The organism is Candidatus Kryptoniota bacterium (genome assembly GCA_036567965.1).
Lineage (GTDB): Bacteria > Bacteroidota > Ignavibacteria > Kryptoniales > JAKASW01 > JAKASW01.
Window position 1 is genome coordinate 151,449 of sequence record DATCTN010000007.1, and the last position, 23,298, is coordinate 174,746.

At 49.4% G+C, this 23,298-nt stretch carries 18 protein-coding genes; 16 read left to right on the plus strand and 2 right to left on the minus strand.

The window, feature by feature from the left end; translation table 11 throughout:
- The first annotated feature begins 1 nt into the window (after position 1).
- The 4 genes from VIS48_02305 to fbp are packed head-to-tail and all read left to right on the plus strand — an operon-like array spanning position 2 to position 5,631.
- Positions 2-1,747, plus strand: coding sequence for an ABC transporter ATP-binding protein (locus tag VIS48_02305; GenBank protein ID HEY9164974.1), 1,746 nt, complete (start codon positions 2-4; stop codon positions 1,745-1,747).
- A gap of 5 nt (positions 1,748-1,752) precedes the next feature.
- Positions 1,753-2,763 carry a hydroxyacid dehydrogenase gene (locus VIS48_02310; protein ID HEY9164975.1) on the plus strand — a complete coding sequence of 337 codons (1,011 nt, stop codon included), beginning with the start codon at positions 1,753-1,755 and terminating at the stop codon, positions 2,761-2,763.
- A 1-nt stretch (position 2,764) separates the two neighbouring features.
- Positions 2,765-4,597 (plus strand): ABC transporter ATP-binding protein, encoded by a 1,833-nt coding sequence (locus VIS48_02315; GenBank protein ID HEY9164976.1) that lies wholly within the window; start codon positions 2,765-2,767, stop codon positions 4,595-4,597.
- A gap of 17 nt (positions 4,598-4,614) precedes the next feature.
- Complete coding sequence (gene fbp / locus VIS48_02320; GenBank protein ID HEY9164977.1) at positions 4,615-5,631, plus strand: class 1 fructose-bisphosphatase; 1,017 nt, start codon at positions 4,615-4,617, stop codon at positions 5,629-5,631.
- Between the two features lie 52 nt (positions 5,632-5,683).
- On the opposite strand, the gene VIS48_02325 is transcribed toward fbp, so the two are convergent.
- Together VIS48_02325 and VIS48_02330 are read right to left on the minus strand one after the other, a co-directional pair.
- Positions 5,684-6,769, minus strand: coding sequence for an LptF/LptG family permease (locus VIS48_02325; protein ID HEY9164978.1), 1,086 nt, complete (start codon positions 6,767-6,769; stop codon positions 5,684-5,686).
- Positions 6,766-8,136, minus strand: coding sequence for an LptF/LptG family permease (locus VIS48_02330; protein ID HEY9164979.1), 1,371 nt, complete (start codon positions 8,134-8,136; stop codon positions 6,766-6,768). The genes VIS48_02325 and VIS48_02330 overlap by 4 nt, the downstream gene beginning before the upstream one ends.
- A 237-nt stretch (positions 8,137-8,373) precedes the next feature.
- Between VIS48_02330 and VIS48_02335 the strand changes: the two genes are divergently transcribed.
- The 12 genes from VIS48_02335 to VIS48_02390 all read left to right on the plus strand — a co-directional run bounded on the left by VIS48_02335 (position 8,374) and on the right by VIS48_02390 (position 23,252).
- A complete protein-coding gene (locus tag VIS48_02335) occupies positions 8,374-9,981 on the plus strand; it encodes a sodium:solute symporter family protein (protein ID HEY9164980.1) in 1,608 nt (535 codons plus the stop codon).
- A 20-nt stretch (positions 9,982-10,001) separates the two neighbouring features.
- Positions 10,002-10,232, plus strand: a complete 231-nt coding sequence (locus VIS48_02340; protein HEY9164981.1) for a hypothetical protein — start codon at positions 10,002-10,004, stop codon at positions 10,230-10,232.
- An 80-nt stretch (positions 10,233-10,312) separates the two neighbouring features.
- Positions 10,313-13,414: a M1 family metallopeptidase gene (locus VIS48_02345; protein ID HEY9164982.1), complete on the plus strand. Its 3,102-nt coding sequence runs from the start codon at positions 10,313-10,315 to the stop codon at positions 13,412-13,414.
- Positions 13,415-13,443: 29 nt separating this feature from the next.
- A complete protein-coding gene (locus VIS48_02350; GenBank protein HEY9164983.1) occupies positions 13,444-15,252 on the plus strand; it encodes a long-chain fatty acid--CoA ligase in 1,809 nt (602 codons plus the stop codon).
- A gap of 10 nt (positions 15,253-15,262) precedes the next feature.
- Positions 15,263-16,456 (plus strand): acetylornithine/succinylornithine family transaminase, encoded by a 1,194-nt coding sequence (locus tag VIS48_02355; protein ID HEY9164984.1) that lies wholly within the window; start codon positions 15,263-15,265, stop codon positions 16,454-16,456.
- A gap of 348 nt (positions 16,457-16,804) precedes the next feature.
- Positions 16,805-17,182: a hypothetical protein gene (locus VIS48_02360; GenBank protein ID HEY9164985.1), complete on the plus strand. Its 378-nt coding sequence runs from the start codon at positions 16,805-16,807 to the stop codon at positions 17,180-17,182.
- Complete coding sequence (locus VIS48_02365) at positions 17,176-18,564, plus strand: tryptophanase (GenBank protein ID HEY9164986.1); 1,389 nt, start codon at positions 17,176-17,178, stop codon at positions 18,562-18,564. Before VIS48_02360 ends, VIS48_02365 begins: the two co-directional genes overlap by 7 nt.
- 57 nt (positions 18,565-18,621) lie before the next feature.
- Positions 18,622-19,323, plus strand: coding sequence for a hypothetical protein (locus VIS48_02370; protein ID HEY9164987.1), 702 nt, complete (start codon positions 18,622-18,624; stop codon positions 19,321-19,323).
- A gap of 45 nt (positions 19,324-19,368) precedes the next feature.
- On the plus strand, positions 19,369-20,091 hold the full coding sequence (locus VIS48_02375; GenBank protein HEY9164988.1) for an N-acetylmannosamine-6-phosphate 2-epimerase: 723 nt from the start codon (positions 19,369-19,371) through the stop codon (positions 20,089-20,091).
- Positions 20,075-21,088 carry a hypothetical protein gene (locus tag VIS48_02380; protein ID HEY9164989.1) on the plus strand — a complete coding sequence of 338 codons (1,014 nt, stop codon included), beginning with the start codon at positions 20,075-20,077 and terminating at the stop codon, positions 21,086-21,088. The genes VIS48_02375 and VIS48_02380 overlap by 17 nt, the downstream gene beginning before the upstream one ends.
- Before the next feature lie 95 nt (positions 21,089-21,183).
- Positions 21,184-22,341, plus strand: a complete 1,158-nt coding sequence (locus VIS48_02385; GenBank protein ID HEY9164990.1) for a hypothetical protein — start codon at positions 21,184-21,186, stop codon at positions 22,339-22,341.
- Positions 22,338-23,252, plus strand: coding sequence for a diacylglycerol kinase family protein (locus VIS48_02390; GenBank protein ID HEY9164991.1), 915 nt, complete (start codon positions 22,338-22,340; stop codon positions 23,250-23,252). Before VIS48_02385 ends, VIS48_02390 begins: the two co-directional genes overlap by 4 nt.
- The last annotated feature ends 46 nt before the right edge of the window (positions 23,253-23,298 follow it).

Sequence of the window (23,298 nt, forward strand, 5' to 3'; positions counted from 1 at the left end):
TATGAAGCACCTTTTACGATTGCTTCCGTACCTTAAGAAGTACAAGAGGACTCTGTTCATCGGCCTGCTGACAGTACTTCTGGCGAATCTTTTCGGTAATTATGTGCCCCTCGTTATAGGTGGCGCGATAGATCAGATGAAGTCTGCTCCGTCGGCAGGCAAGCTCATTGAGTATGCTGCTCTAACAATAAGCTTGATATTCCTGAGTGGGTTCTTCACGTTTCTCACCAGGCAAACAATAATTGTCACGTCGCGGCGCATAGAGTTCGACCTCGTGAACGATTTTTATTCTCACATCCAGAAACTTTCTTATCCTTTCTTCCTGAATACCCCGACCGGAGACCTGATGGCTCACGCGACAAACGATATCTCTGCGGTTCGTAACGTGCTTGGTCCCGGGATAATGTATACCTCCGACACCGTCACCGGTTTCATAATGGTCATCGCGATAATGTTCTCACTTGACGTGAGACTTTCGTTATATGCGCTTATCCCGCTTCCGTTTGTATCAGCGGCTGTTTATTACCTGGGGAAGTTCGTGAATCATCATTTCGAGGGTGTACAGGCACAGTACAGTTCACTTACGGCAAGGGCACAGGAAAGTATCGCAGGCGTGAGAGTCGTGCGCTCATACGTCAGGGAAGATTATGAAGAGGGCCGATTCAAGTCGATGAGTATCGACTACATGAAGAAGAATCTCGTGCTGGCTCAAGTGCAGTCGATCATGTGGCCGCTTCTCGGAATCCTCACGGGTGCATCCACAGTAATAGTTCTCTGGCGCGGAGGTCTGGACGTCATAAGAAACACACTTTCGCTCGGAACCGTAGTGTCGTTTCTGATTTACCTCGGTCTGCTCACGTGGCCACTTATCGCATTCGGATGGGTCGTGAATATTTTCCAACGCGGCGCGGCGTCGATGGGCCGGCTGAACAAGATACTGTCAACTCAACCTGAGATTAAGGACACCGACGAAACCGACCGTTCAATCACCGGTGTCAAAGGAAGCATTTCATACCGCGATGTCTCGTTCAGATTTCCGTCAAAGGAATATTACGCGCTGCAGAATATATCTATCGAGATCGACAGTGGATCGACACTTGCCATTGTCGGGAGGACAGGCGCGGGAAAATCCACCCTCGTCAACCTTCTCCCGCGGCTGCTGGACACCTCGGCAGGTGAACTGCTGATTGACGGTAATTCCGTCAGGAGGATTCCTCTGGACGTGCTTCGAAGAAATATCGGTTATGTACAGCAGGAAACTTTTTTGTTCTCCGATACGATAGCGAACAACATCGCGTACGGTGTGGAGCACGCCACCCGCGAAGAAATCGAGTGGGCGGCAAACGTTTCACAGATTCAGAAGGATATCGATTCATTCCCGCTCAAGTACGATACGCTCGTCGGTGAAAGAGGAATTACACTTTCCGGCGGCCAAAAGCAAAGAGTGGGAATCGCAAGAGCTATCCTCAGAAAACCGAGCATTCTGATCCTCGATGACGCATTGTCGGCAGTCGACACCTACACGGAAGAAGCTATACTGACGCAACTGAAACAGGTAATGAAGGAAAGAACAAGCATCATCATCAGCCATCGAATCTCAACCGTGAAAGACGCCGACTCAATTATCGTGCTGGAGAACGGAGCGATTGTCGAGACAGGCACACACGAGGAGCTCGTTGTGCTGAACGGGATATACGCCGATCTCTACAACCGTCAACTTCTTGAAGAAGAATTACAAAGGATGTAATCGTCTTGATAAAGATCAATTTTTATGAAGTTGACGCAGGAGAGAAGAAGTTTATCAACAGGGCACTGAAAGGGAAGTTCAAGCTGACATTTTACAAAGATCCGCTGACCGCAGAAAATATTTCCTCGGCGCGGGATGCTGAGATCGCTTCAGTGTTCATTTACTCCGTTCTCGATAAAAAGAATCTCGCCGCACTGCCAAAACTGAAATTTATCTCGACACGGAGCACGGGGTTCAATCACATAGATTTGAAAACAGCATCAGCAAAGGGAATTCCTGTCAGCAACGTTCCTTATTATGGCGAGAACACCGTTGCAGAGCACACGTTCGGATTGATCCTCGCACTGTCTCGGAACATTCACAAAGCGTATGTAAGAACAATGAGAAACAATTTCTCGGTCGATGGTCTGGAAGGCTGGGACATAAAAGGAAAGACTCTCGGAGTGGTGGGTGCGGGGAGTATCGGCTCTCATGTAATCAAGATCGCGAAGGGTTTTGGCATGAATGTTCTCGCCTTTGACATCCACAAGAATCACTTCATGGAAGAAGTCCTCGGGTTTAAGTATGCCCCGCTCGACACGCTGCTTCGGAAATCCGACATTATTTCACTTCATTGCCCGTATAACAAGGCCACTCATCACCTGATCAACATGTCAAACATAGATCTGGTAAAAAGGGGAGCGCTGTTTATCAATACCGCCCGTGCCAGCATTATCGAACCTGCGGCGCTCCACTATGCACTTGAGGCCGGCATATTCGGCGGTGCGGGGCTCGATGTGTTTGAAGGTGAAGACCTCGTCAAGGAAGAGAACCAAATGCTGACTCGGAACGTTTCCATCCAACACCTTAAGGCAGTACTCGAAAAAAATATTCTTCTGAATCGCGAAAACGTGATTATAACGCCTCACATCGCATTCGACAGCGTTGAGGCGGTCGAGAGAATACTTGAAACGACCGTCGACAACATTAACGCGTTTGCTTCGAAAAACCCGACCAACATCGTGAACCCGGACTGACATGGCAGTAGATCTGCACGAAGAAGAAATACTCGGCAAGGCTTACGATGCGCGGCTGATGCGGCGGCTGCTGCATTATCTGCGGCCCTTCTGGATACAAGTTGTCATAGCAATAATAATAACCATCGCATACTCCGGGATGGGCCCGATCAGACCTTACCTGACGAAGATCGCGATTGACAATTATATCAAGAACTCAAATCCAGCCGGACTCTTCCAGATAATCCTTGAGCTGTTCGCAGTTACCGCCCTGCAGGCGTTCCTACGATACGGTTCGGCTTACCTCACACAGTGGATCGGTCAGAAGACCATCTTCGACGTGAGGATGCAGATATACAACCACCTGCAGAAGCTGGGGATCAGGTACTTCGACCGGAATCCCGTGGGCAGACTCGTCACGAGAGTGACCAACGACGTCGAAGCGTTGAACGATCTTTTTTCCTCCGGCATCGTGATGGCCTTCGGTGACATTTTCACGATCCTATGGATCCTGTATTTCATGTTTTCTTTGAGCGTTCCGCTTTCTCTCGTCACATTGACCGTCCTCCCGATCCTGGGATATATCACGATGCAGTTCAGAAGAAATGTACGTTCCGCGTACAGGCAGGTTCGTCTGCTGATCGCCCGCATGAACGCATTTCTGCAAGAGCACATCTCGGGGGTCATCGTGGACCAGGTTTACAATCGGGAGAGGAGGGCACTGCATAATTTCGAGGAAGTAAGCGGTAAACTCAGAGACGCGAATATCAAGTCGGTTTTCTACTATGCACTGTTCTATCCCGGTGTCGAACTGACCAGCGCAATCGCTATTGGCCTGATAATCTGGTACGGTGGGACACACATCGTTCCGGCGACATTTAATCCTGCGAGCGGAACGATTTCGATCGGAGTGCTGATCGCCTTTCTCCAGTTTACCGAGCAGTTCTTCATGCCTATCCGCGACTTGTCCGATAAGTATAATATTCTTCAGACCGCGATGGCTTCTTCTGAGAGGATTTTCAAAGTCATCGACGACAAGACGGTTGTTCCCGAGCCGGAGACTCCGATCGAGTTCAAACATGCGCAGGGTAAAATAGAGTTCAAAGATGTTACGTTTGCATACGATGACAAGAACTATGTACTGAAGAATGTCACTTTTGCCGCTCAACCTGGTGAGACTGTGGCGATTGTCGGAGCGACGGGCGCCGGAAAGACTTCTATCGTTAATCTCCTTATGCGCTTCTACGATTTGAACGAGGGTGGCGTTTACCTCGACGGTATAAACATCAAGGAGATTCCGACTTCCGTCCTTCGGAAAAACATCGCGATCGTGATGCAGGATGTTTTTCTCTTTTCCGGAAGTATCCGTGAAAATATTTCACTGGGTAATAGCGACATTACCATGGAAAAGGTCGAGAGGGCCGCTGCTCTTGTCGGAGCTGACCAGTTCATAAGGCGGCTGCCGGAACTTTACGAAGAAGATGTTAAGGAACGAGGCGCAGCGCTTTCAGTCGGCCAGAAACAATTGATTTCATTTGCGCGGGCGCTTGCGCATGATCCTCGGATCTTGGTTCTCGACGAGGCAACCGCGAACATCGATACGGAGACCGAGCAGCTGATCCAGAGAGCGACTGAGAATCTTCTGCGTGGACGAACCAGTATTGTAATAGCTCACAGGCTTTCCACTATCCAGCATGCATCGAAAATCATAGTGTTACATAAGGGTGAAATCCGAGAACAGGGGACCCATCAAGAGCTGATTGCAACGGGGGGAATTTACTACAGATTATACCAGCTTCAGTACAAGGATCAGGAGCGCATGGCCCAAAAGGCGCGTTCCACTGCCGCTAAATAACCAACAATGGAGACAACATGACGGAGAAGAGCCGGCTTATGACGCTGGGGCGTCATATCATGCAAGGGGAGCACAAACATCCCGAGGCGACCGGTGATTTCAGCGAACTCCTTAGCGACCTTGCGATCGCGATCAAGCTCATCTGGAGAGAAGTAAGCAAGGCAGGACTGATCGATATTCTAGGGACGACTCATAAATTGAACGCCAGTGGCGATGAAGTAAAGAAGCTCGACGAATTCGCGGACCAGACTATTTATCGGGCAATGGACCACGGCGGCCACTTGTGCGTGATGGCCTCCGAAGAAAGTGATGGGGTTCTGGAAATACCCGATCGGTACAAAAGAGGCAAATACGTTTTGATCTACGACCCGCTTGATGGTTCTTCGAATATTGACGCGAACGTTTCGATTGGAAGCATCTTCGGGATATATCGTCGAGTGACACTATCCGGCGCAGGAACGGAGCTGGACTGCCTACAGCCTGGTTACAAACAAGTCGCAGCCGCGTATGTCATTTATGGCTCAAGTACAATCTTCGTCTACTGTACCGGCAACGGAGTACACGGATTCACTCTTGATCCATCGGTTGGTGAATTTCTTCTCTCACATGAATCGATACGCATCCCGTCACGCGGCTCGACTTACAGCGTGAACGAAGGGAACTTCGCGAGATGGGAAACCGGCGTACGTAGTTATGTTTCATATCTGAAAACGGAGGACAAAAACACTAATCGTCCTTACACTTCGAGATATATCGGTTCACTTGTCGCCGATTTTCATCGAAATCTTCTCTATGGCGGAATCTACATGTATCCGTCAGACACTCTTCATCCGAAGGGGAAACTCCGACTCCTGTATGAAGCGTCACCGCTTGCTTTCATCGTGGAACACGCAGGTGGAAAAGCTTCTGACGGGCGTCAGCGGATTCTTGAGAGGAGTCCCGAATCTCTCCACGAGCGAACGGCGCTTCTCATCGGGTCGCCGGAAGACGTTTCTGAAGCGGAGGAATTCGTGCAGGGAAAGAGAGAGTCATAGCTCGCCGCGCTCTCAATTCGGCAGATGCTCCGTTGTAACCTGACGGTGGATCCTACCTTTCGACCTTTGCTGTGCTGTATAGTCCCGCTGCGATGAAGATGATGTTAGCGAGCCAAGCAGTGAGAAAAGGGCTTACGATACCGTCGTAGCCCAATACCTGACTCAGCTTTATCAAAAGGAGGTATATGAACGATATCAGAATGCTGACACCAAACTCCATCGCCAGCCCGCTCCTTTTCTTTCGTGCCGAGAGCGGCACCCCGAAGAAGACCACCACAATTGCGGCGAACGGAAACGAGACCTTCGAGTAGTAATCAACTTCATACCGGGCAACATCGTTACCACTGTTCTTCTGAAGCTCAATAAATCTGCGTAACTGACTATAATCCATATCATTAGGGTTGAGTTCTTTCTGCTGCAGATCAACAGGCTTGAAACTTATTCTCTGAAGCGGTAGGACAGCATAGCTTGTAAATGTCTCCTTCGGCCCATCGAATGTTCGTTCTATCGCACCTTTCAGTACCCATTCGCGCGCCGCTGTATCGTACGTCATGCTTTGAGCATCATATCTTCTGGAAAGATAAGTCAGGTTAGTGTCTGCAAATTCCTGTATGGATACTCTCGAAGCAGTATTTGTTGCGTCATCGAAATAACCGATCGACACGATCCTGTCATGGCTGTCCAACATGAAGATGTTCAACTTCCACCAGCCCTCCTGATGCTGCTGGAGATAGATCTTCTCAATCCTGAACTTTTCGTGATTTGCTTTAGGCACAACCCACTCATTGAAGTAGATCATCAAGAGGCAAAGGATAGAAGACACAATAAGAAACGGAAGCATGATTCGATAAATATCTACGCCTGACGTCTTAACAACGATTATCTCGTTTTGATTAGACATTCTTCCAGTGGTGAAGAGACAGGCAAGGAGAACAGCGACAGGTGCAACAAGCCTCAATATCTCCGGAGTGAAATAAAGGTAATACATCGCGACGACGGTGAGTCCTACTCCGTGGTCCATGAAGTCGTCAAGATGCTCCATCAGGTCCACCAACACGAAGATGATCGCGAACGCAATCAGCGCGAAGAGAATCACACTCACGAATTGCTTTATGATATAAACGTCGATCTTCTTCATCGCGTCTGCTTTGAGAGCTCGTCGAGGGTTTCCTCCGATATCCATCTCTTGGGCAGGAGTCGGAGGACGGTGCTCCAGTTGATAATGACCGTTTCCCTGGAGACTTTATATGTGAGAATCAATCCAAGCCCACCGAGAACTATATTGGCGAGCCACATCGCCATGAAAGGACTTAACATTTCTCTATCGGAGAGCTTTTCTCCGGCGATCAGAAACGCCCAATAAACCACAAAAAACAGAATGCTAAAACCCGCTGAGACACCAAAGTTTCCACGCCTTGCCATCATTCCCAATGGAGCACCTAAAAACACGAACACGATTGCTGCAAAGGGAATTGAATACTTCTTTTCTATTTCGGTCTGGTAGGAATATATCTGCCGCTCCATGTTATCGAGACTTGCGAAAAGGCTCTTTGCCACAGATGTCGCCGAGAGAAGACGTGACTGGGCTTGCAGGAATATCTGGGTTGAGTCAACAGCGTTCGAGATTACGTACCCACCGGTTGAAGGAAGGGTGAGATTCCTGAAATCCTTCTGAAGGTAGAGTACTAGTTGATCCTCCAGGATTGCCGCGTCCTTTTTCATGCCGACCACAATGGTTCTCATCGAGTCCGCGCTCAGTTCCCTATCGCCCCTTTGAAACGCATTTTCGGAAGAGTTTTCGAAGGCGAACCCTTCCGCGGCCAAGACGATTTGCTGATGCTGAAATCTAATCCGCTGGTAGACTCCCGACTGGCTGATGTCGTAGTCGTCAATCTCACCGTCGTACAGCTGCATGATGATCTGTTTGAAATTGGGTGAGAACGCCACCTGGCCTTTTTCAGCCGTGATGGTTCTTAATTTCTCCGGTACGCTGAAATCAAAAATCGTTACCCCGTACAGCTCGGTGGAATTCGGGACTGTTCTTCTAACAAGTATTGCGTGACCGTCGATTTCCTGAGAGAACTGTCCGGGTTCAATTGTAAATGTCGGCTTCTTTCGCCTGATATCGATCATGATCGTCTTCGCACGATGATTTGCATCCGGCAGGACGTCATTATCGAACAGAACGAGAAGGTAGAAGACCCCGATCGATGCCAGGAAGACAGGGAACATCATTCTTAGTAGTCCGACTCCCGAGCCCTTTATCGCCGTCACTTCGTTGCTCGATGATAGCCCGCCAAACGCCATGAGTACCGCCACCAGAACGGACATCGGAACCGCAAGGACTACGATCCAGGCAAGATTGAACACTATCAATTGCACGATGATCCCAATACTTAATCCCTTGCCGACGATTTGGTCCATCGACTGCATAAGGAACTGGAGGAGAAACACGAACGTGATAACAATCATGGAGAGGAGAAACGGGCCGACGTTCCGCTTCAATATGTAGAGGTCCAGCTTCACGAAGTTAATATAGCATTCGTTTGTCGAGGCCTCAACGACGGTTTACTCCCTGCAAGATTTGAAGCTTTCGAGCCGACTATTATATTTAGCGGTGATTTGAACTCACTCCAAAGGTTTTCGACATTGCTTGATATAGAGAACGCGGACTCTCATTTTACGGGATTCGATCCCGTCCCCCCAATTTAACCAGGAGGTAATGTGGCGCCTGTAATCTCAATGAACTTGATTGACTACACAATACTGGCGGCTTACGTGGTGATCACGATAGTGGTCGGTTACGCGCTGAAGAAGTATATGAAGACCAGTGAAGACTTCTTCCTTTCAGGCAGATCATTGCCAAGTTGGATAACGAGTCTTGCCTTCCTTTCAGCCAACCTCGGGGCGCTTGAAGTTATCGGGATGGTTGCGAACTCGGCGAAATATGGGATCCTTACGGTGCACTTCTACTGGATTGGTGCCATCCCCGCCATGATATTTCTCGGACTATTCATGATGCCGTTTTATTATAGCACGCGCGTCAGAAGCGTACCGGAATATCTCAAGTTGAGATACAATGAGGCTACACGCGGACTGAACGCAATCTCGTTTGCGATTATGACTCTCCTTATGAGCGGGATCAGCATGTATGCAATGGCTCTCCTCTTTGAACTCACGCTCGGTTGGTCGCTGACATCGAGCATCCTCCTCTCGGCATCCGTCGTACTGATCTACGTTTTCTTCGGTGGGCTTTCTTCCTCAATTTATAACGAGGTGATTCAGTTCTTTCTGATATGGCTCGGATTACTCCCGGTCGTTTATATCGGGCTCCATGCAGTCGGCGGGTTCGCGGGATTGGTACAGCGCATCCCTCCATCATTCCTTCAGGCGTGGAGACATATGGGTTCCGCCTCAGATAACCCGATGGGAGTCGACTGGATTGGCGTGGTGCTCGGTCTCGGGTTTGTATTATCGTTCGGATACTGGACCACCGACTTTCTTGTTGTCCAGCGAGCGATGGCGTCGGAAGATCTTTCAGCTGCGAGACGAACTCCGCTCATCGCGTCTTTTCCGAAAATGCTCGTTCCAATAATTGTGGTCATTCCTGGACTCCTTGCCGTCGCACTGTTGCCGCAGTTCAAGATTGTCGCAGGCGGGCCAACCCCTAACTACAATTCCGCGTTGATTCTAATGTTCGCCCATTACCTCCCGAATGGTATCCTGGGTCTGGCGATCACCGGACTTCTTGCGAGTTTCATGTCGGGAATGGCCGGAAACGTCACGGCGTTCAACACGGTCTGGACGTATGACATCTACGGTAGTTACATCAGGAAGGGAATGCCCGATCAGCATTATCTGAAGATGGGGAAGTACACTACGATCTTCGGAGTAATTTTCAGCATCGGGACCGCGTATATCGTTAGATCGTTTCCGAACCTGATGGACTACATGCAGCTTATCTTCTCGTTCTTCAACGCACCACTTTTTGCGACATTCCTCCTTGGAATGTTCTGGAAGAGGACTACTCCATGGGCAGGTTTTTTCGGACTTCTTTTGGGTATACTCGCTTCGGCATTTCACTACACTTTATACCAGCTCCATTACGTTCACTATCCAAGCGAAATGGCTGCGAACTTTTACCAGGCTTGGTGGGCATGGCTGACTGATTTTGTCGCGACGATCATAATCAGTTTATTTACTCCCAGGAAGGATGAGAGCCTGCTCGTCGGTTTGGTTTACGGACTGACTCCGAAGCCGCATTCCGCGGAAAGGCTCCTGCGCAAACCTGCGTTCTGGGGAGTTCTATCGCTGGTTGTAATGGTTGTCCTTAACATAATCTTTTGGTGAGAAATCTCGGAGACAATAGAATGGAATCCACTAACAATCGTCCGCATTTCTTCGATCTTAAGATCCCGCTCGGCTCACTTCTCGGATTCTACGGACTCCTGCTATTCGGTTACGGCTTACTGGGTCCGCGGGAAATTTACGGGAAGTCTCTCGGAATGAACATAAATCTTGTCTGGGGGATCATCATGATTGTTGTTGGCGGTATCTTCCTTGGCGTATCGTACGCCAAAAGGAACGGAAAAAGACAATAAATCCGTACGATTGCCGGCCCGCTCATAGTTTACCGACGATTGGTCTCATTCCCACCTTACGATTTTACCAGGAGAAAATAATGTCTAACAATTCCGAAGCATTGGCCGTTAGGGTTCAATACTTTTTGAAAATTGCGCTGACGCTCACTGCAATACTAGCGACTGCGGCAATTTCTAAAGCAGGTGAAACCTATTGGCAGCAATATGTTCACTACACAATCGCGGCCACGCTCCATGACGACACTCACTCAATTGACGGAAGTGAAACCATCGTGTACAAAAATAATTCTCCGGATAATCTTGACCGGGTCTATATCCGTTTATATTGGAATATGTTCACGAAGGGAAGCTACGGATACAAGCAGGCTGAATACCAGAAGAGGTACGGAATAACCACTACAGGCGGAATTTGGGTCAATCGGATTTCTGAGCGGACGGGAGAAAAAGAAATTCCGCTCGAACTCAAGGTTGACAACACGATCGCGGAAGTGAAAATCCCTGAACCTCTCAAGAGCGGTGATAGTATTTCTTTCGTTATAGACTGGCATGAGAATGTTCCTTTCGGCGGCGACAGGACAGGATATATCGGCGACGATTATGATATCGCACAGTGGTACCCGCAAATTGCCGTGTACGACAAGTTCGGCTGGCATAAAGATCAGTACATGAACAGGGGCGAGTTCTACGATGACTACGGCACATTCGACGTTGACGTAACGCTGCCTAAAAAATTCATCGTCGGTTACACGGGAGAATTGCTCAATGCAAATGAAGTTCTACCCGACAGCGTCCTGTTAAATCTCCAGCAAGCGAAGTCTAAAGCCGGGACGTCGCGGGTAGCTGACTTCTCCAATCGGGAATTGAGTCCGGCCGATACCGAAATGGTTACATGGAAATTTCACGCGGACAGCGTCAGGGACTTTGCATGGGCAGCTGATCCGCATTTCATCTGGGACGTATCTTACTGGAACGGGATCGCGATTCATTCTCTTTACTTCAGCGATAAAGCCGACTACTGGTGGGAAACCGCCAGGATGGGGACTGACGCGATAAGCTTCTTCTCTACGCATTTTGGAATGTACGCTTACAAGAATGCCTTTGTCGTCGAAGGTACCGAGGGCGGGGGAATGGAATATCCTGGTATCGTTTTTATCGGCCACATCGGGAATGAAAACGACCATGAGCTTGCAGGTGTGGTGATACATGAACTGGGGCATGAATGGTATCCGATGATGATAGGAAGCAATGAGACGGAAAATGGTTTTCAAGACGAAGGGTTCAATACTTTTATCACAACGCTCGCTCTCGAATCCTATTACGGAAGGTACGACAACACATATCATTGGACCAAGTGGTATCAGAAGTTCCTCGGTTTTCCAAACACCGACGAGCGAGCAGGAAATGTCGGAGCTTATTTGTATCTCGCCCGTACCGGATACGAAGAACCAATCCTGACGCATGCTGACCACTATGCGGAGCCTTATCTCCAGGACCTTTCGATCTATCCGAAAACGGCGGACATAATGTTTATGTTAAGGTACGTGCTGGGTGACTCGGTGTTTTCCAGACTGATGTTGACTTACTACGACACTTACAAATTCAAGCACGTGTATCCCGAGGACTTCTTCAACCTCGCGATGAATGTAAGTGGCGACAAGGACTTGAGGTGGTTCTTTAATGAATGGTTCAACAGGACATACAAGTGCGATTACGGAATTCGGCACATCTCACGCACCAGGGTCGATTCGTCGGGAAACGTCTCATATAAAAACAAAATAGTAATTAGCCGGAGGGGCCAGGCGATCATGCCGATCGATGTTCACCTCCACCTTGCCAACGGTACAGATACCGTGCTCTATCGTCCGGTCGACGATTGGAAGAGCGGCGAGCTGTCAAGATCCTATATGGTAATCACCACCTCCAGGGTTGAAAGTGCGGAGATCAATCCGGGACAGGAGATCCTCGACATCAACCGGCTCAATAACACATGGCCTTGTCCAAAAGTCGACTTCGGATTCGACAATACGATGGTAAATCTGGACCGCAACGACGCTTACATGATTCGCTGGAGACCCAGTCTGTGGTTCAATACCTTCGATGGCGTTAAATACGGTTTGAAACTGAACGGGAGCTACTTAGGCAGCATCAAAAACCTCAACGCAGGATTATGGTACGGTTCAAAACTGAAACACACTGAAGTCGATTACGACCTGGGTTATAATTCTCTCGTCCCGAATATCGCAAGACAATTTACGGTGAATGCCAGGGCTGCAAGGATAGAGGGAAGGGATTTCTACTCTCTCGGTTTCGCCAGCACTTTTTCCAGGCATTACAGTTATCCACCATACAACAACGTCACCCTCAGCGTCAATTCAGCAATGGCAGAAAAGCTCGACTACCTTCAGTATCCCTCGACTTGGGATTTGAAGAAAAGGATGAATTTCCTCAAAGCGTCTTACGAGTACAATAATTATGGCAGAGGATGGCGCGCGTCCTTCCAGGCAGATTACGAAGCCACTCTCCCTTTCACTTCGGAGAACTCTTACGATTATTCAAAGCACGAGATTCAGTTTTCACTCTCGCTTCCATTTGATGACAATTCATTCGATCTTCATCTGTTCGAGGGAAGAGCGTCCGGGACGGTTCCGATCATGACACAGTTCTTTCTGGCGCAAGGTGATCCGCTGGAAGTCTTCGATGAAGCTCTGTTGCGGAGCAGTGGAACACTTTCGAAACAAATGGTTGAGAATTCGAGAACCTCGGGTGGCGGGGGTGTGAGGGGATACAGCGGCCTCATCTCCGGTGACAAGATGGATGGCGGCAATCTAGAAATGCGTTTTGGCTCTCTCATACCCTTCGTTCCAAGCGGAGACATCCCACTTTTGGGAGACCTTTTCTCATTCTTTTCGACGAATCTGTTCTATGACGCCGCCTTTTTTGGAAATGGAGGAGAAACCATCGAAAACAGCTCGCATTTCTACGACGATGCAGGAATTGGAATTGTATTTGATATTCAGGGCATAAATAAGCTATTTTTCAGCGAGCGGACGAACCTTCTCAAATCTATTGACCTGTCTGAGTTAAGATTTGATTTGCCGTTGTTTGTGAATAAACCGGCATTCGCCGGAAGCAAGAAGGAGTTTGAGTTTAGGTGGAGGCTTGCATACTCGAAGTCATTCTGAGGAAAACTAAATCTCGAGTAGGGATCTGATTGGGCGCTGCGGTTGAGTTCAGCACAATTACCGAGATGTTTGCACGATTGACCAGGAAGTATTCCGGGAGCGGTAGAGAAGTATACAGGTACAAAGTCGGCGGCAAGTATATCGGTCTTACATATGACGAGTTTTACGATAAGGTAGAACTGTTCGCACGTGGACTCCGCGAGTTAGGTATGAAGCGTGGCGACAAACTGGCTATCCTTTCAGAGAACAGGCCCGAGTGGCCGATCGCCGACCTTGCATCACTTGCCATTGGCGTGATAGATGTTCCGATTTTTCCGACTCTCACAGCGAAACAGATTGAGTACATCATCCTCGATGGCGACGTATCTGCAGTAGTGGTGTCGAATTACTTCCAGCTGAACAAGATTCTGAGGATCAAAGAAAACATAGGACACGTGAAGCATTTGATCCTCATGAACCAGAAGGAAGATTCAAAGGATAAGACTATTCTTGATTTTTCAGAACTGTACGAATTGGGAAGACGAGGTCGGGACACCAGCAAGAGTGCGTTTGAAGATTGGCTCGCAGCCCCAAAACCTTCGGACGTGGCTACTATTATCTACACGAGCGGTACCACCGGAGAACCAAAGGGAGTGGTGCTGACACATGGTAATTTTGCGGCCAACATAAAAGGAGCGCTGGATCATATTTCAATAACAGACGAGGATACTCTCCTTTCGTTCCTGCCAATCTCACATAGCTTCGAGAGAATGGCCGGCTATTATACAGCATTAACTGCGGGGGCATCTGTCTCGTACGCGGAAAGCATTGAAACCGTCGCTCAGAATCTTCTTGAGGTAAAGCCGACAATAGTAACCACGGTGCCGCGGTTGTTTGAACGCATACATGCGCTTATTGTAAAGAACGTCGAAGCCGGATCGACTCTCAAGAAAAAAATATTTTACTGGGCGCTGGGCACAGGCAAGGAAGTTGTCATGGCAAAAAGAAGAGGATTTGTCGGTCCTCTTCTTCGAGCGCAATCCATTTTGGCAGATAGATTTGTACTTTCAAAAATTAAGGAAAGAACGGGCGGCAGAATAAAATTCTTTGTAAGTGGAGGTGCTGCGTTATCAAGGGAACTCGGAGAATTCTTCGAGGCGGTTGGCATAATGATTATTGAAGGCTACGGTATGACAGAGTGCTCGCCTGTGATATCTGCAAACAGAATTGATGACTACAAATTCGGCAGTGTCGGCAAGCCGCTCAAGAATGTTCAGGTGAAAATCGCTGATGACGGAGAAATCCTGACACGCGGCCCCCACGTAATGGTAGGGTACTATAAGAATCCCGAAGCCACGAGAGAGTCGATAGACAAAGAGGGATGGCTCCATACCGGTGATGTTGGGCATTATGACACCGATGGCTTTATCGTGATAACCGACCGTAAGAAGCATCTCTTCGTGAACTCGGGCGGGAAAAATATCGCCCCTCAGCCAATCGAAAACCTCCTGCTCCAGAGTAAGTTTGTCGACCAAGTGATCCTGATCGGAGACAAGAGAAGATTCAATACTGCACTGATCGTCCCGGATTTTGAATTTCTTAAGGACTTCGCCGGCGAAATCCACCTGGATTTTACAGATGAAGAGGAATTGGTTTCGAACGACAAGGTGAACGAGGCAGTGAGAAAGGACATTAACGATCTCCAAAAAGATCTGGCAAAATACGAACAGGTCAGGAGATTCAAGCTTCTCCCGACGCCCTTTACCATTGAAAATGGTGATCTGACGCCAACACTTAAAGTTAAGCGAAAGGTCGTTGAGGCGAAGTACGCCGAATTAATTGACTCGATGTACAATTGAGGAAAGAGCGATGAACCTGAAACAGAAGGAAGAAGAGTTTTTAATCCACACGTATAAGCGCTTGCCGATAGAGGTGGAGCGGGCTGACGGTGTTTACATCTTTGCAAAGGACGGGAAGAGATACATTGATTTCTTTGGAGGTCTTGCAGTCAACGCACTGGGCTATAATCATCCGCGCGTCAAGGCCGCAATCGCCGAGCAGGCAGGTCGTTATATGCATATGTCTAATATGTTTTATATGGATGTTCAAATAGAATTTGCCGAACTCCTCTGCCGCCTATCCGGCTTTCCGAAGGCGTTCCTTACAAACTCAGGCACTGAAGCTGTCGAGGCCGCTATGAAGCTCGTAAGAAAGTGGAGCAAGCGATCAAACAAATCTGTGGTGTTCGCACTCAGCAATTCCTTTCACGGCAGGACTTTTGGTGCTCTTTCGCTTACCGACAGAGACAAGTATCGGCAGGGCTTCGAACCGTTCCTGCCGGACGTAAACCATATCGGTTTCAACAACGTGGAAGATCTCAGGCGGAAGGTGGATCCAAAGACCGCCGCAGTCTTCGTGGAATTCATCCAGGGGGAAGGCGGCGTGAACGTCCTGTCTCGCGAGTTTGTCGGCGAGCTCTTTTCGCTGAGACAAAAGTATGGCTTTCTGATCGTTGCCGATGAGATACAGTCCGGTGTCTACCGGACAGGAAAGTTCTTTTCTTTCGAGCATTATGGCGTCAGACCGGATCTTGTTACAGTGGCGAAGCCGATCGGCGGCGGGCTCCCTCTTGGCGCGCTCCTTGTCGATGACCCACTTGTCGATGTCATGGGATACGGGACACATGGAACGACGTTCGGAGGTAATCCGGTTTCCTGTGCGGCAGGGCTTGCGACCCTCAAAGAGCTATCCGAGTGTAACATCGCCGGTCACGTGACCGAGGTGGGCGGGTATCTCAAGCAACGGCTTACCGATTTTGGAGCGCGCCACGCTGACCTGGTTTCCGAAGTTCGTGGCATCGGACTCATGCTCGGAGTCGAGTGCAAGTCCGAATGCGGCGGATTCGTTAACAAGCTCCTCGACTCAGGTGTCCTTGCAAATTGTACGAACGGAAATGTGATCAGGCTTCTCCCGCCGCTTGTCATTCAACGGGAACACGTAGATATCCTTCTTTCCAGGCTGGAAGAAGTCTCTGCCGAGTTCAAAGGCGTCCCCGCCAAATAGATGAGACTAATGAACTTCTCGAATTTTCCACGCCCAGATGTTATTATTCTCGATGAAGCCGGTTCAGCGGAAAGTGATTTCGTCGCAAAAATCAGAGACCCTGTTGGAATCACTTCAAAGGGCGGAAGCATTAGCGGAGGCCCGAGGCTGACCGCAAAATTTCCTGCTCGACTCCGTATCTGCAATAATTATTCAGTTTCAATCAACAAACCAGAGCGCCAGAAAGATACGACTCGAATTCAGATGGAGCGCGTCCGTTACGTGTCGATCCGACAAAAATCTATTAGTAGCCGGATTATGGACCACCGGAATAATCCCGGTAGTCCAATCCTGAAATAGGAGATAGTAATGGGAACGCAACAACTGCTCTTTCTTATTCTTGTGGCGATCATCGTAGCGGTTGCAATCTCGCTCGCGATTATTTATTTCAAATCGAACCAGCAAGAAACTGAGATCAATGAGGTTATCAACGAATTGAATCATGTATCAGTGACGGCGCAGGGATGGTACAGAAAGCCGACGCAGATGGGCGGAGGAAACGGTTCCTTCGATGGATTCACCTTCATGTCGATTTCACAACCTGATTCTACCGACCTTGCAAAATACCAGATAGTCTCCACGGGAGGTAACTTGCTAAAGCTGGAGGCTGTCGGCCACCTTAATTTTTCGTTGAGCGTAAGCGTCTATCCGGATTCCATCGGGAGCTACGGTGTGGTAAGATGGTAAAAACCATCATCGAGCCGTTCAAGGTCAAATCCGTCGAGCCGATAAACTTCACTTCCGTAGAGTATCGTAAGGAAGTCATTAGAAAGGCTCACTACAATCTCTTTCTGGTCAAGGCAGATGATGTTCTAATAGATTTTCTCACGGATTCCGGTACGACGGCCATGAGTTCACGTCAATGGGCGGGAATCATGGACGGAGATGAGTCGTACGCGGGCTCTAGAAGCTTTTTCAAATTCGAAGGCGTCGTCAGGGACTTGATGGGATTCAGCAACATCATACCGACCCACCAGGGCAGAGCTGCCGAAAAGATTTTGTTCACTATCGTCGGAGGTCCGGGTAAAATTATTCCCAGCAACACTCACTTCGACACGACCCGGGCGAACGTCGAGTTCTCGGGCGCGACCGCGGTTGATCTACCTGTTTCTGTCGCTCTCGACACGGACAAGCCGTACGACTTCAAAGGCAACATAGATCTGAACAAGTTGGAAGATCTAGTTAAGAAAACGGGGCGCGAGAAGATACCTCTATGCATGCTCACTGTGACCAATAATTCTGTCGGCGGCCAGCCGGTGAGCATGAAAAACATAAAGGAAACGAAAGCCCTTCTCGCCAGATACGGAATTCCGCTGTTCATCGACGCGTGTAGATTTGCTGAGAACGCCTACTTCATTAAGACACGTGAGCCCGAATACAGAGACAAACCCGTCAAAGAAATCGCGAGCGAAATGTTCAGCTATGCTGACGGGTGCACGATGAGCGGAAAGAAAGACGCACTCGTGAACATCGGCGGCTTCCTTGCGATGAACGATCAGATTATGGCCGAGAAGGCGCGCAGTCTCCTGATAATGACGGAGGGCTTTCCGACTTACGGTGGCCTGGCAGGCAGAGACCTGGAGGCGATGGCACAGGGACTGGTGGAAGTTTTGGACGAAGACTACTTGAAGTACAGGATAAGGTCGATTGAGTATTTCTGTGAGAAGTTGAAGGAGGGAGGGGTCCCCGTTCTTGTGCCGGCCGGCGGGCACGCAGTCTTCCTGGACGCGAAAAGATTTCTTCCGCATGTCTTGCCGCAGAATTATCCCGGCCAGGCAATCGCCGTCGAGCTGTACGTCGAAGGAGGGATCAGGAGCGTCGAGATCGGGTCGGTGATGTTCGGAAAAGAAGTCGACGGGAAATTTGCTCCCGCCAGCCTTGAATTGGTCAGACTCGCCGTTCCTCGAAGAGTCTACACACAAAGTCATATCGATTATGCCGCCGAAATAACAATCGATGTTTTCAAAAGGAGAAATTTTATCCCCGGTTACAAAATAACTTACGAGCCGCCGTACCTCAGACATTTTACGGCGCATTTTGAACCGGTCGAGGAGAATCAATCGGCATAGTGGCCTGTAATCAGTCGACGAGTTCATTCGTTTTCCAGACAGCAGGGAGGAGTTGGATTGACTAATTGTCCTGTATGTGGCTCGCAAAATTCAGATCTATCGTTGAGGTGTTTCAGTTGCAGGAGCCATTTACAATCGAACGTGAAGGCGCTGGATCTTTTCTCTACCATTTACGCTTTGTGGAAAAATCCCGACTCCACCCTAAAGAGAATCATCCTGGCTGAGCACAGGAATTACAGTTTGTTGCTCGCTGTACTTGAATCCATAGGGATCTCGTTCTTTTTCCTTTACTTTATCAAGGCTGCAGATGTGTACTCTCTTGACCTTTCGACTCTGGTGCTGGAAGGAATCAAATTATCCTTGACAGTTTTTCTTGTCGGAATCTATTTGTTCTCCGTGCTAAATTATATGGTGTCGAAGTTCAAGCGCACAGGCGCGGGTTTCAGAGGGATGGTTTCCGGATCCATCTTTGCGCTTCATCCCCTTGCTGCGGACGCCATATTCCTCATTCCCCTCGAGGTCGCGGTATTCGGCTCGTATTCGTTTTCAAACAATCCGTCACCTCAAATCATCAATCCGATCCCGTTCTATTTACTTTCTTTCCTGGAAATCCTGACGCTGGCCGCCGCAGTATATTTCTTCCTCAGGTTTTCCAAGGTTCTTTTTGGAGTGAGATTGTTCTCATTCGCGTTTGCGGCCACAGCAGTTGTCGTCCTCATTTCTTCGTTCCAGATTGCAAAAGGAATCCTTTTGCGATGATGCTGGAGCGATTAATTATCACACAATCAAACCGAGAGTAGTGAAATGGAATATTTGAATTCGATCGCAAATATGAAAGGCGGTCTTATCGTGTCGTGCCAGTTTGAATCGGACGATCCGTTCAACAAGCCGGAACATGCAACCGCGTTCGCGCTCTCGGCTCAACTGGGCGGTGCTGCGGGGATTAGAACCGAGGGGAAAGATAATATCAAAGCAGTGAAGGAAGCCGTCAAGCTGCCGTTGATCGGTGTGATCCAGTCGAGCTATCCCGACGGTGCAGTGCTTCTGACGGAGGATTTCAGGCAGGTGGGTGAGATCGTCGACGCGGGCGCGGACATTGTTGCGCTCGACGTAACGGAGCGCATCAGGCCGAACGGGTTGACGGGTTTCGAGTTCCTGCGCAGAGTCAGAGTGAACCACCCGGGCACGCTTCTCCTCGCCGACATCTCGAACTTCGAGGAAGGGATCCAGGCCGCGGAATTGGGTGCGGACATCGTATCCACCACTCTCTCCGGCTATACCCAGGCTACGTCTCATAAGGCGGCGCTGGGAGTGGACTTCGACCTTGTTGAACGCCTCGCGGACGCTCTCGTTGTACCGGTAATCGCTGAAGGGCGAATTCTCGTTCCAGGCGAGGCGGCACATGCGCTTGAGCTCGGCGCGTACGCTGTGGTTGTCGGGGCGGCAATTACCCGCCCGACGGTTATCACACAAATGTTTATCCACGAGATCCAATCAAGAAGCAGGCGAAGTGACAAGGAAGTTTAAGGTCATCCAGGTCGGACTCGGCCAGATCGGACTCAACATCGCGAAAGCCCTACTATCGCACCCCGATAAGTTTAAGCTTGTCGGATGTATGGACAATGCACCCGACAAACTGCATAAGGATTTGGGCGAGTTGCTGGATCTCAAAACGATTTACAATCTTCCGGTTGCGGGGACGATCGGCGAACTCAAAGCGAAGAGAGCTAGCCTCGCATTTCACTCCACAGTGTCTTTTCTTCCCGATGCAGCCGATCAGGTTGCCGACCTGCTGAAACACGGCTACAATGTGATTACCACGGCGGAGGAACTCTTCTTCCTTAAGAAGCGGGATATCAAGATTTTTCATCACCTCGACAAAATCGCTAAGGCGAAAAGGGTCAGGATCATGGCGACCGGGGTGGATCCCGGATACGTTATGGACAGCCTTGTCTTAATGCTGACCGCGCCATGCGTCGAAGTAAGATCCATAAGAGCCGAGCGTATGATCAACCTCAGCCGCATGAGACTCTCTCTTCAGCGCAAACTGGGTATCGGACTTAGCAAAGAAGAATTTATCGAGGAGACAGTCAGCGGAAAGTTCGGTCCGTCCGGCCTGACAGACTCGGCGGAATTTTTGGCGAGCTACCTCGACATCAAGTACGAAAGAATCAGGTCAAGCGTCCAGCCAATTATTGCCGACCATGATTTCCATGGCGAAAATATTTTTGTAGCAAAGAATCATGTCGTCGGCGTAAGACAAGAGGTGTCCGTCGAAAAATCTGACGAGGTCGTCATATCTCTGCGCCTTAGTACGCGGATCGACGCGTCCATTGAGTATGATGCGATAAATGTGGACGGTGACCCGCCCGTAAATGTCATTATCAATAACGGGATCATGGGAGATACTGCAACTGTCGGACTGATGCTGAACCAGGCGGAAAACCTGATGAATGCTCCTCCGGGGTATCACGACATGGCTGAGCTGCCTTTGCCTCACTTTTCTATGGACCATTTTTCTTGAGGCACCATCGTCAAGGCCGATATTTCCTCTTCCTTTCGTTGTACACTATCGCTACATCCGTACTTCTGCACGCCTTCATTGTGAGAGGGGCGACTTTGATCGCCTTTTTTTGTTTTAGTGCCGTGATAATCTCCGCACTCCTGATAAGCTGGGCAGCAGAAGCAGCGGAGTTCAGTATCAGCCAGGGCCTTGCAGTAGCCATCGTCGCCCTTTTGCAGGTCGTGCCGGAGTTCATGGTCGAAGCCGTCATCGCCTGGAGAAAAGATATCGACCTGATGATGGCCAACTTCACAGGATCAAACCGGCTTCTGATGGGGGTAGGATGGCCGCTCATTTTCATTACGGCCGACGTCTACTCACGGTTCCGCAACGGCAGGAAAATCGAAGCGATAACGCTGAGGCCTGAGAATATTGTCGAGATCGCGACGCTTTTCATCTCGTCCCTCTATTTTCTCATAGTTCTTTTGAAGAAGGATCTTCAAGTATACGACTCAATTTTTCTCGGACTGCTCTTCATCGGTTATATGTATGTGCTTCGTGTGCTCCCTAAGGAGGAAGAGGAGAAAAAGGAAGATCTGATATCCATGCCACGGTACCTTGTTGACATTCCTGAGGCAGCCAAACGAGGTATCATCATCGGTGCGATCTTCGTTGCAGGTGGAGCGACAATGTGGGCGGTAGCCGATCCGTTCCTGACAAGTATGAAAGAGGTTGCGTCCGGGTTAGGCCTGAGTGCGTTCGTGTTTGTACAATGGGTGGCGCCGTTCCTGTCCGAATTTCCGGAAAAAGTAACCGCCTTTTACTGGGCGCGGACGATAAGACTCGCCCCGATGGCCCTTCTTAATATGATCAGCAGCAAAGTTAACCAGTGGACGCTGCTTGTCTCGATGATTCCAATTGTGTATTCATTTTCGATGGGGGCTGTGACCACGATTCCCCTCGACGTTCATCATCAGGAAGAAATTCTTCTATCGATGATGATGACCTTTTACGGATGCGCAGCACTTGCAAAGTTGAAGTTTACAAGAATGAATGCTATCATTTTGTTTGTAATGTGGCTGGCCCAGTTTCTGTATCCGGTTAATTTCTCGTTTCTTCCGGAATTTCCGCTCGTCGGCAACAGCTCACGTTTGATCACTTCGATATTATTTGGCCTGCTGACAATCTACGAGATCATGGCACACAGGAAGGAATTCAGGATTCGCTCCGGCATTAGCGAGACGCTGCGACTCTCCAGGGAGAGGGCTCAATGACCGATCACATCGCTCAGCTGAAAAGGGAAACGGTCAAGTTCATAGTCAACCCCGTCTCGGGAAATGGCCGCACACGGAGAATCCTTCCGCGGTTGATAAGTGCGGCAGAAAAGTTTGGGTTTAAGTTCGATGTCCAGATCACAAAGGCGCCGGAGCACGCCACCGAGCTTGCAAGGGACCCTGCAAATGAATTCGACGTGGTGGTCGCGGTTGGGGGCGACGGAACGGTAAACGAAGTCGCGGCCGGAGTCGCTAAATCTGAAAGAGTCATGGGAGTAATTCCTACGGGGTCGGGAAACGATTTCGCACATGCTATCGGCAGGCTGAAGAGCCTCCAGGATTACATTCACCGTATAGTTGCAGGAAAAATCAAGTCGATAGATGTCGGAAATCTCCGTATGGAGGGCAAGGACTTCTTCTTCGTCAACAGTGTGGGAGTTGGTTTCGACGCTGAGGTTGCACGTGAGAGCTTGCGCGTCCATCGGATCCGCGGAATTGCGAAATACCTTCTTGCACTTGTCAAGACACTGTCCAAGTACAAATCGGCACAAATGAAGATAGACGTCGACGGAAGATCCATAAATCTCAAGACATTTCTGGTGGCAATTGGTAATGGAACTTCGGCTGGAGGCGGATTCATGCTGACTCCTGAGGCCGTACTGGACGACGGCCTTTTTGACGCATGCATCGTCTCGGACGTCTCGATACCCAGAGTACTCCGCGTCCTGCCGAGTGTTCTGAACGGAACGCAGGCAAAACATCCTGAAGTTACTATGCTCAGATCGAGCAGTATCAAGATCGAGAGCGAGAGCCCTGTTTCGATCCACAGGGACGGTGAGATCCCGCCGAACCGGGTCGACAAATTGGAGGTCCGCGTCATTCCAAAGGGATTGAATATCTTGGTTGATTGACGAGCGTGTTCTCCGTCAATATCACATGAGAGAAATCTCCTGATCC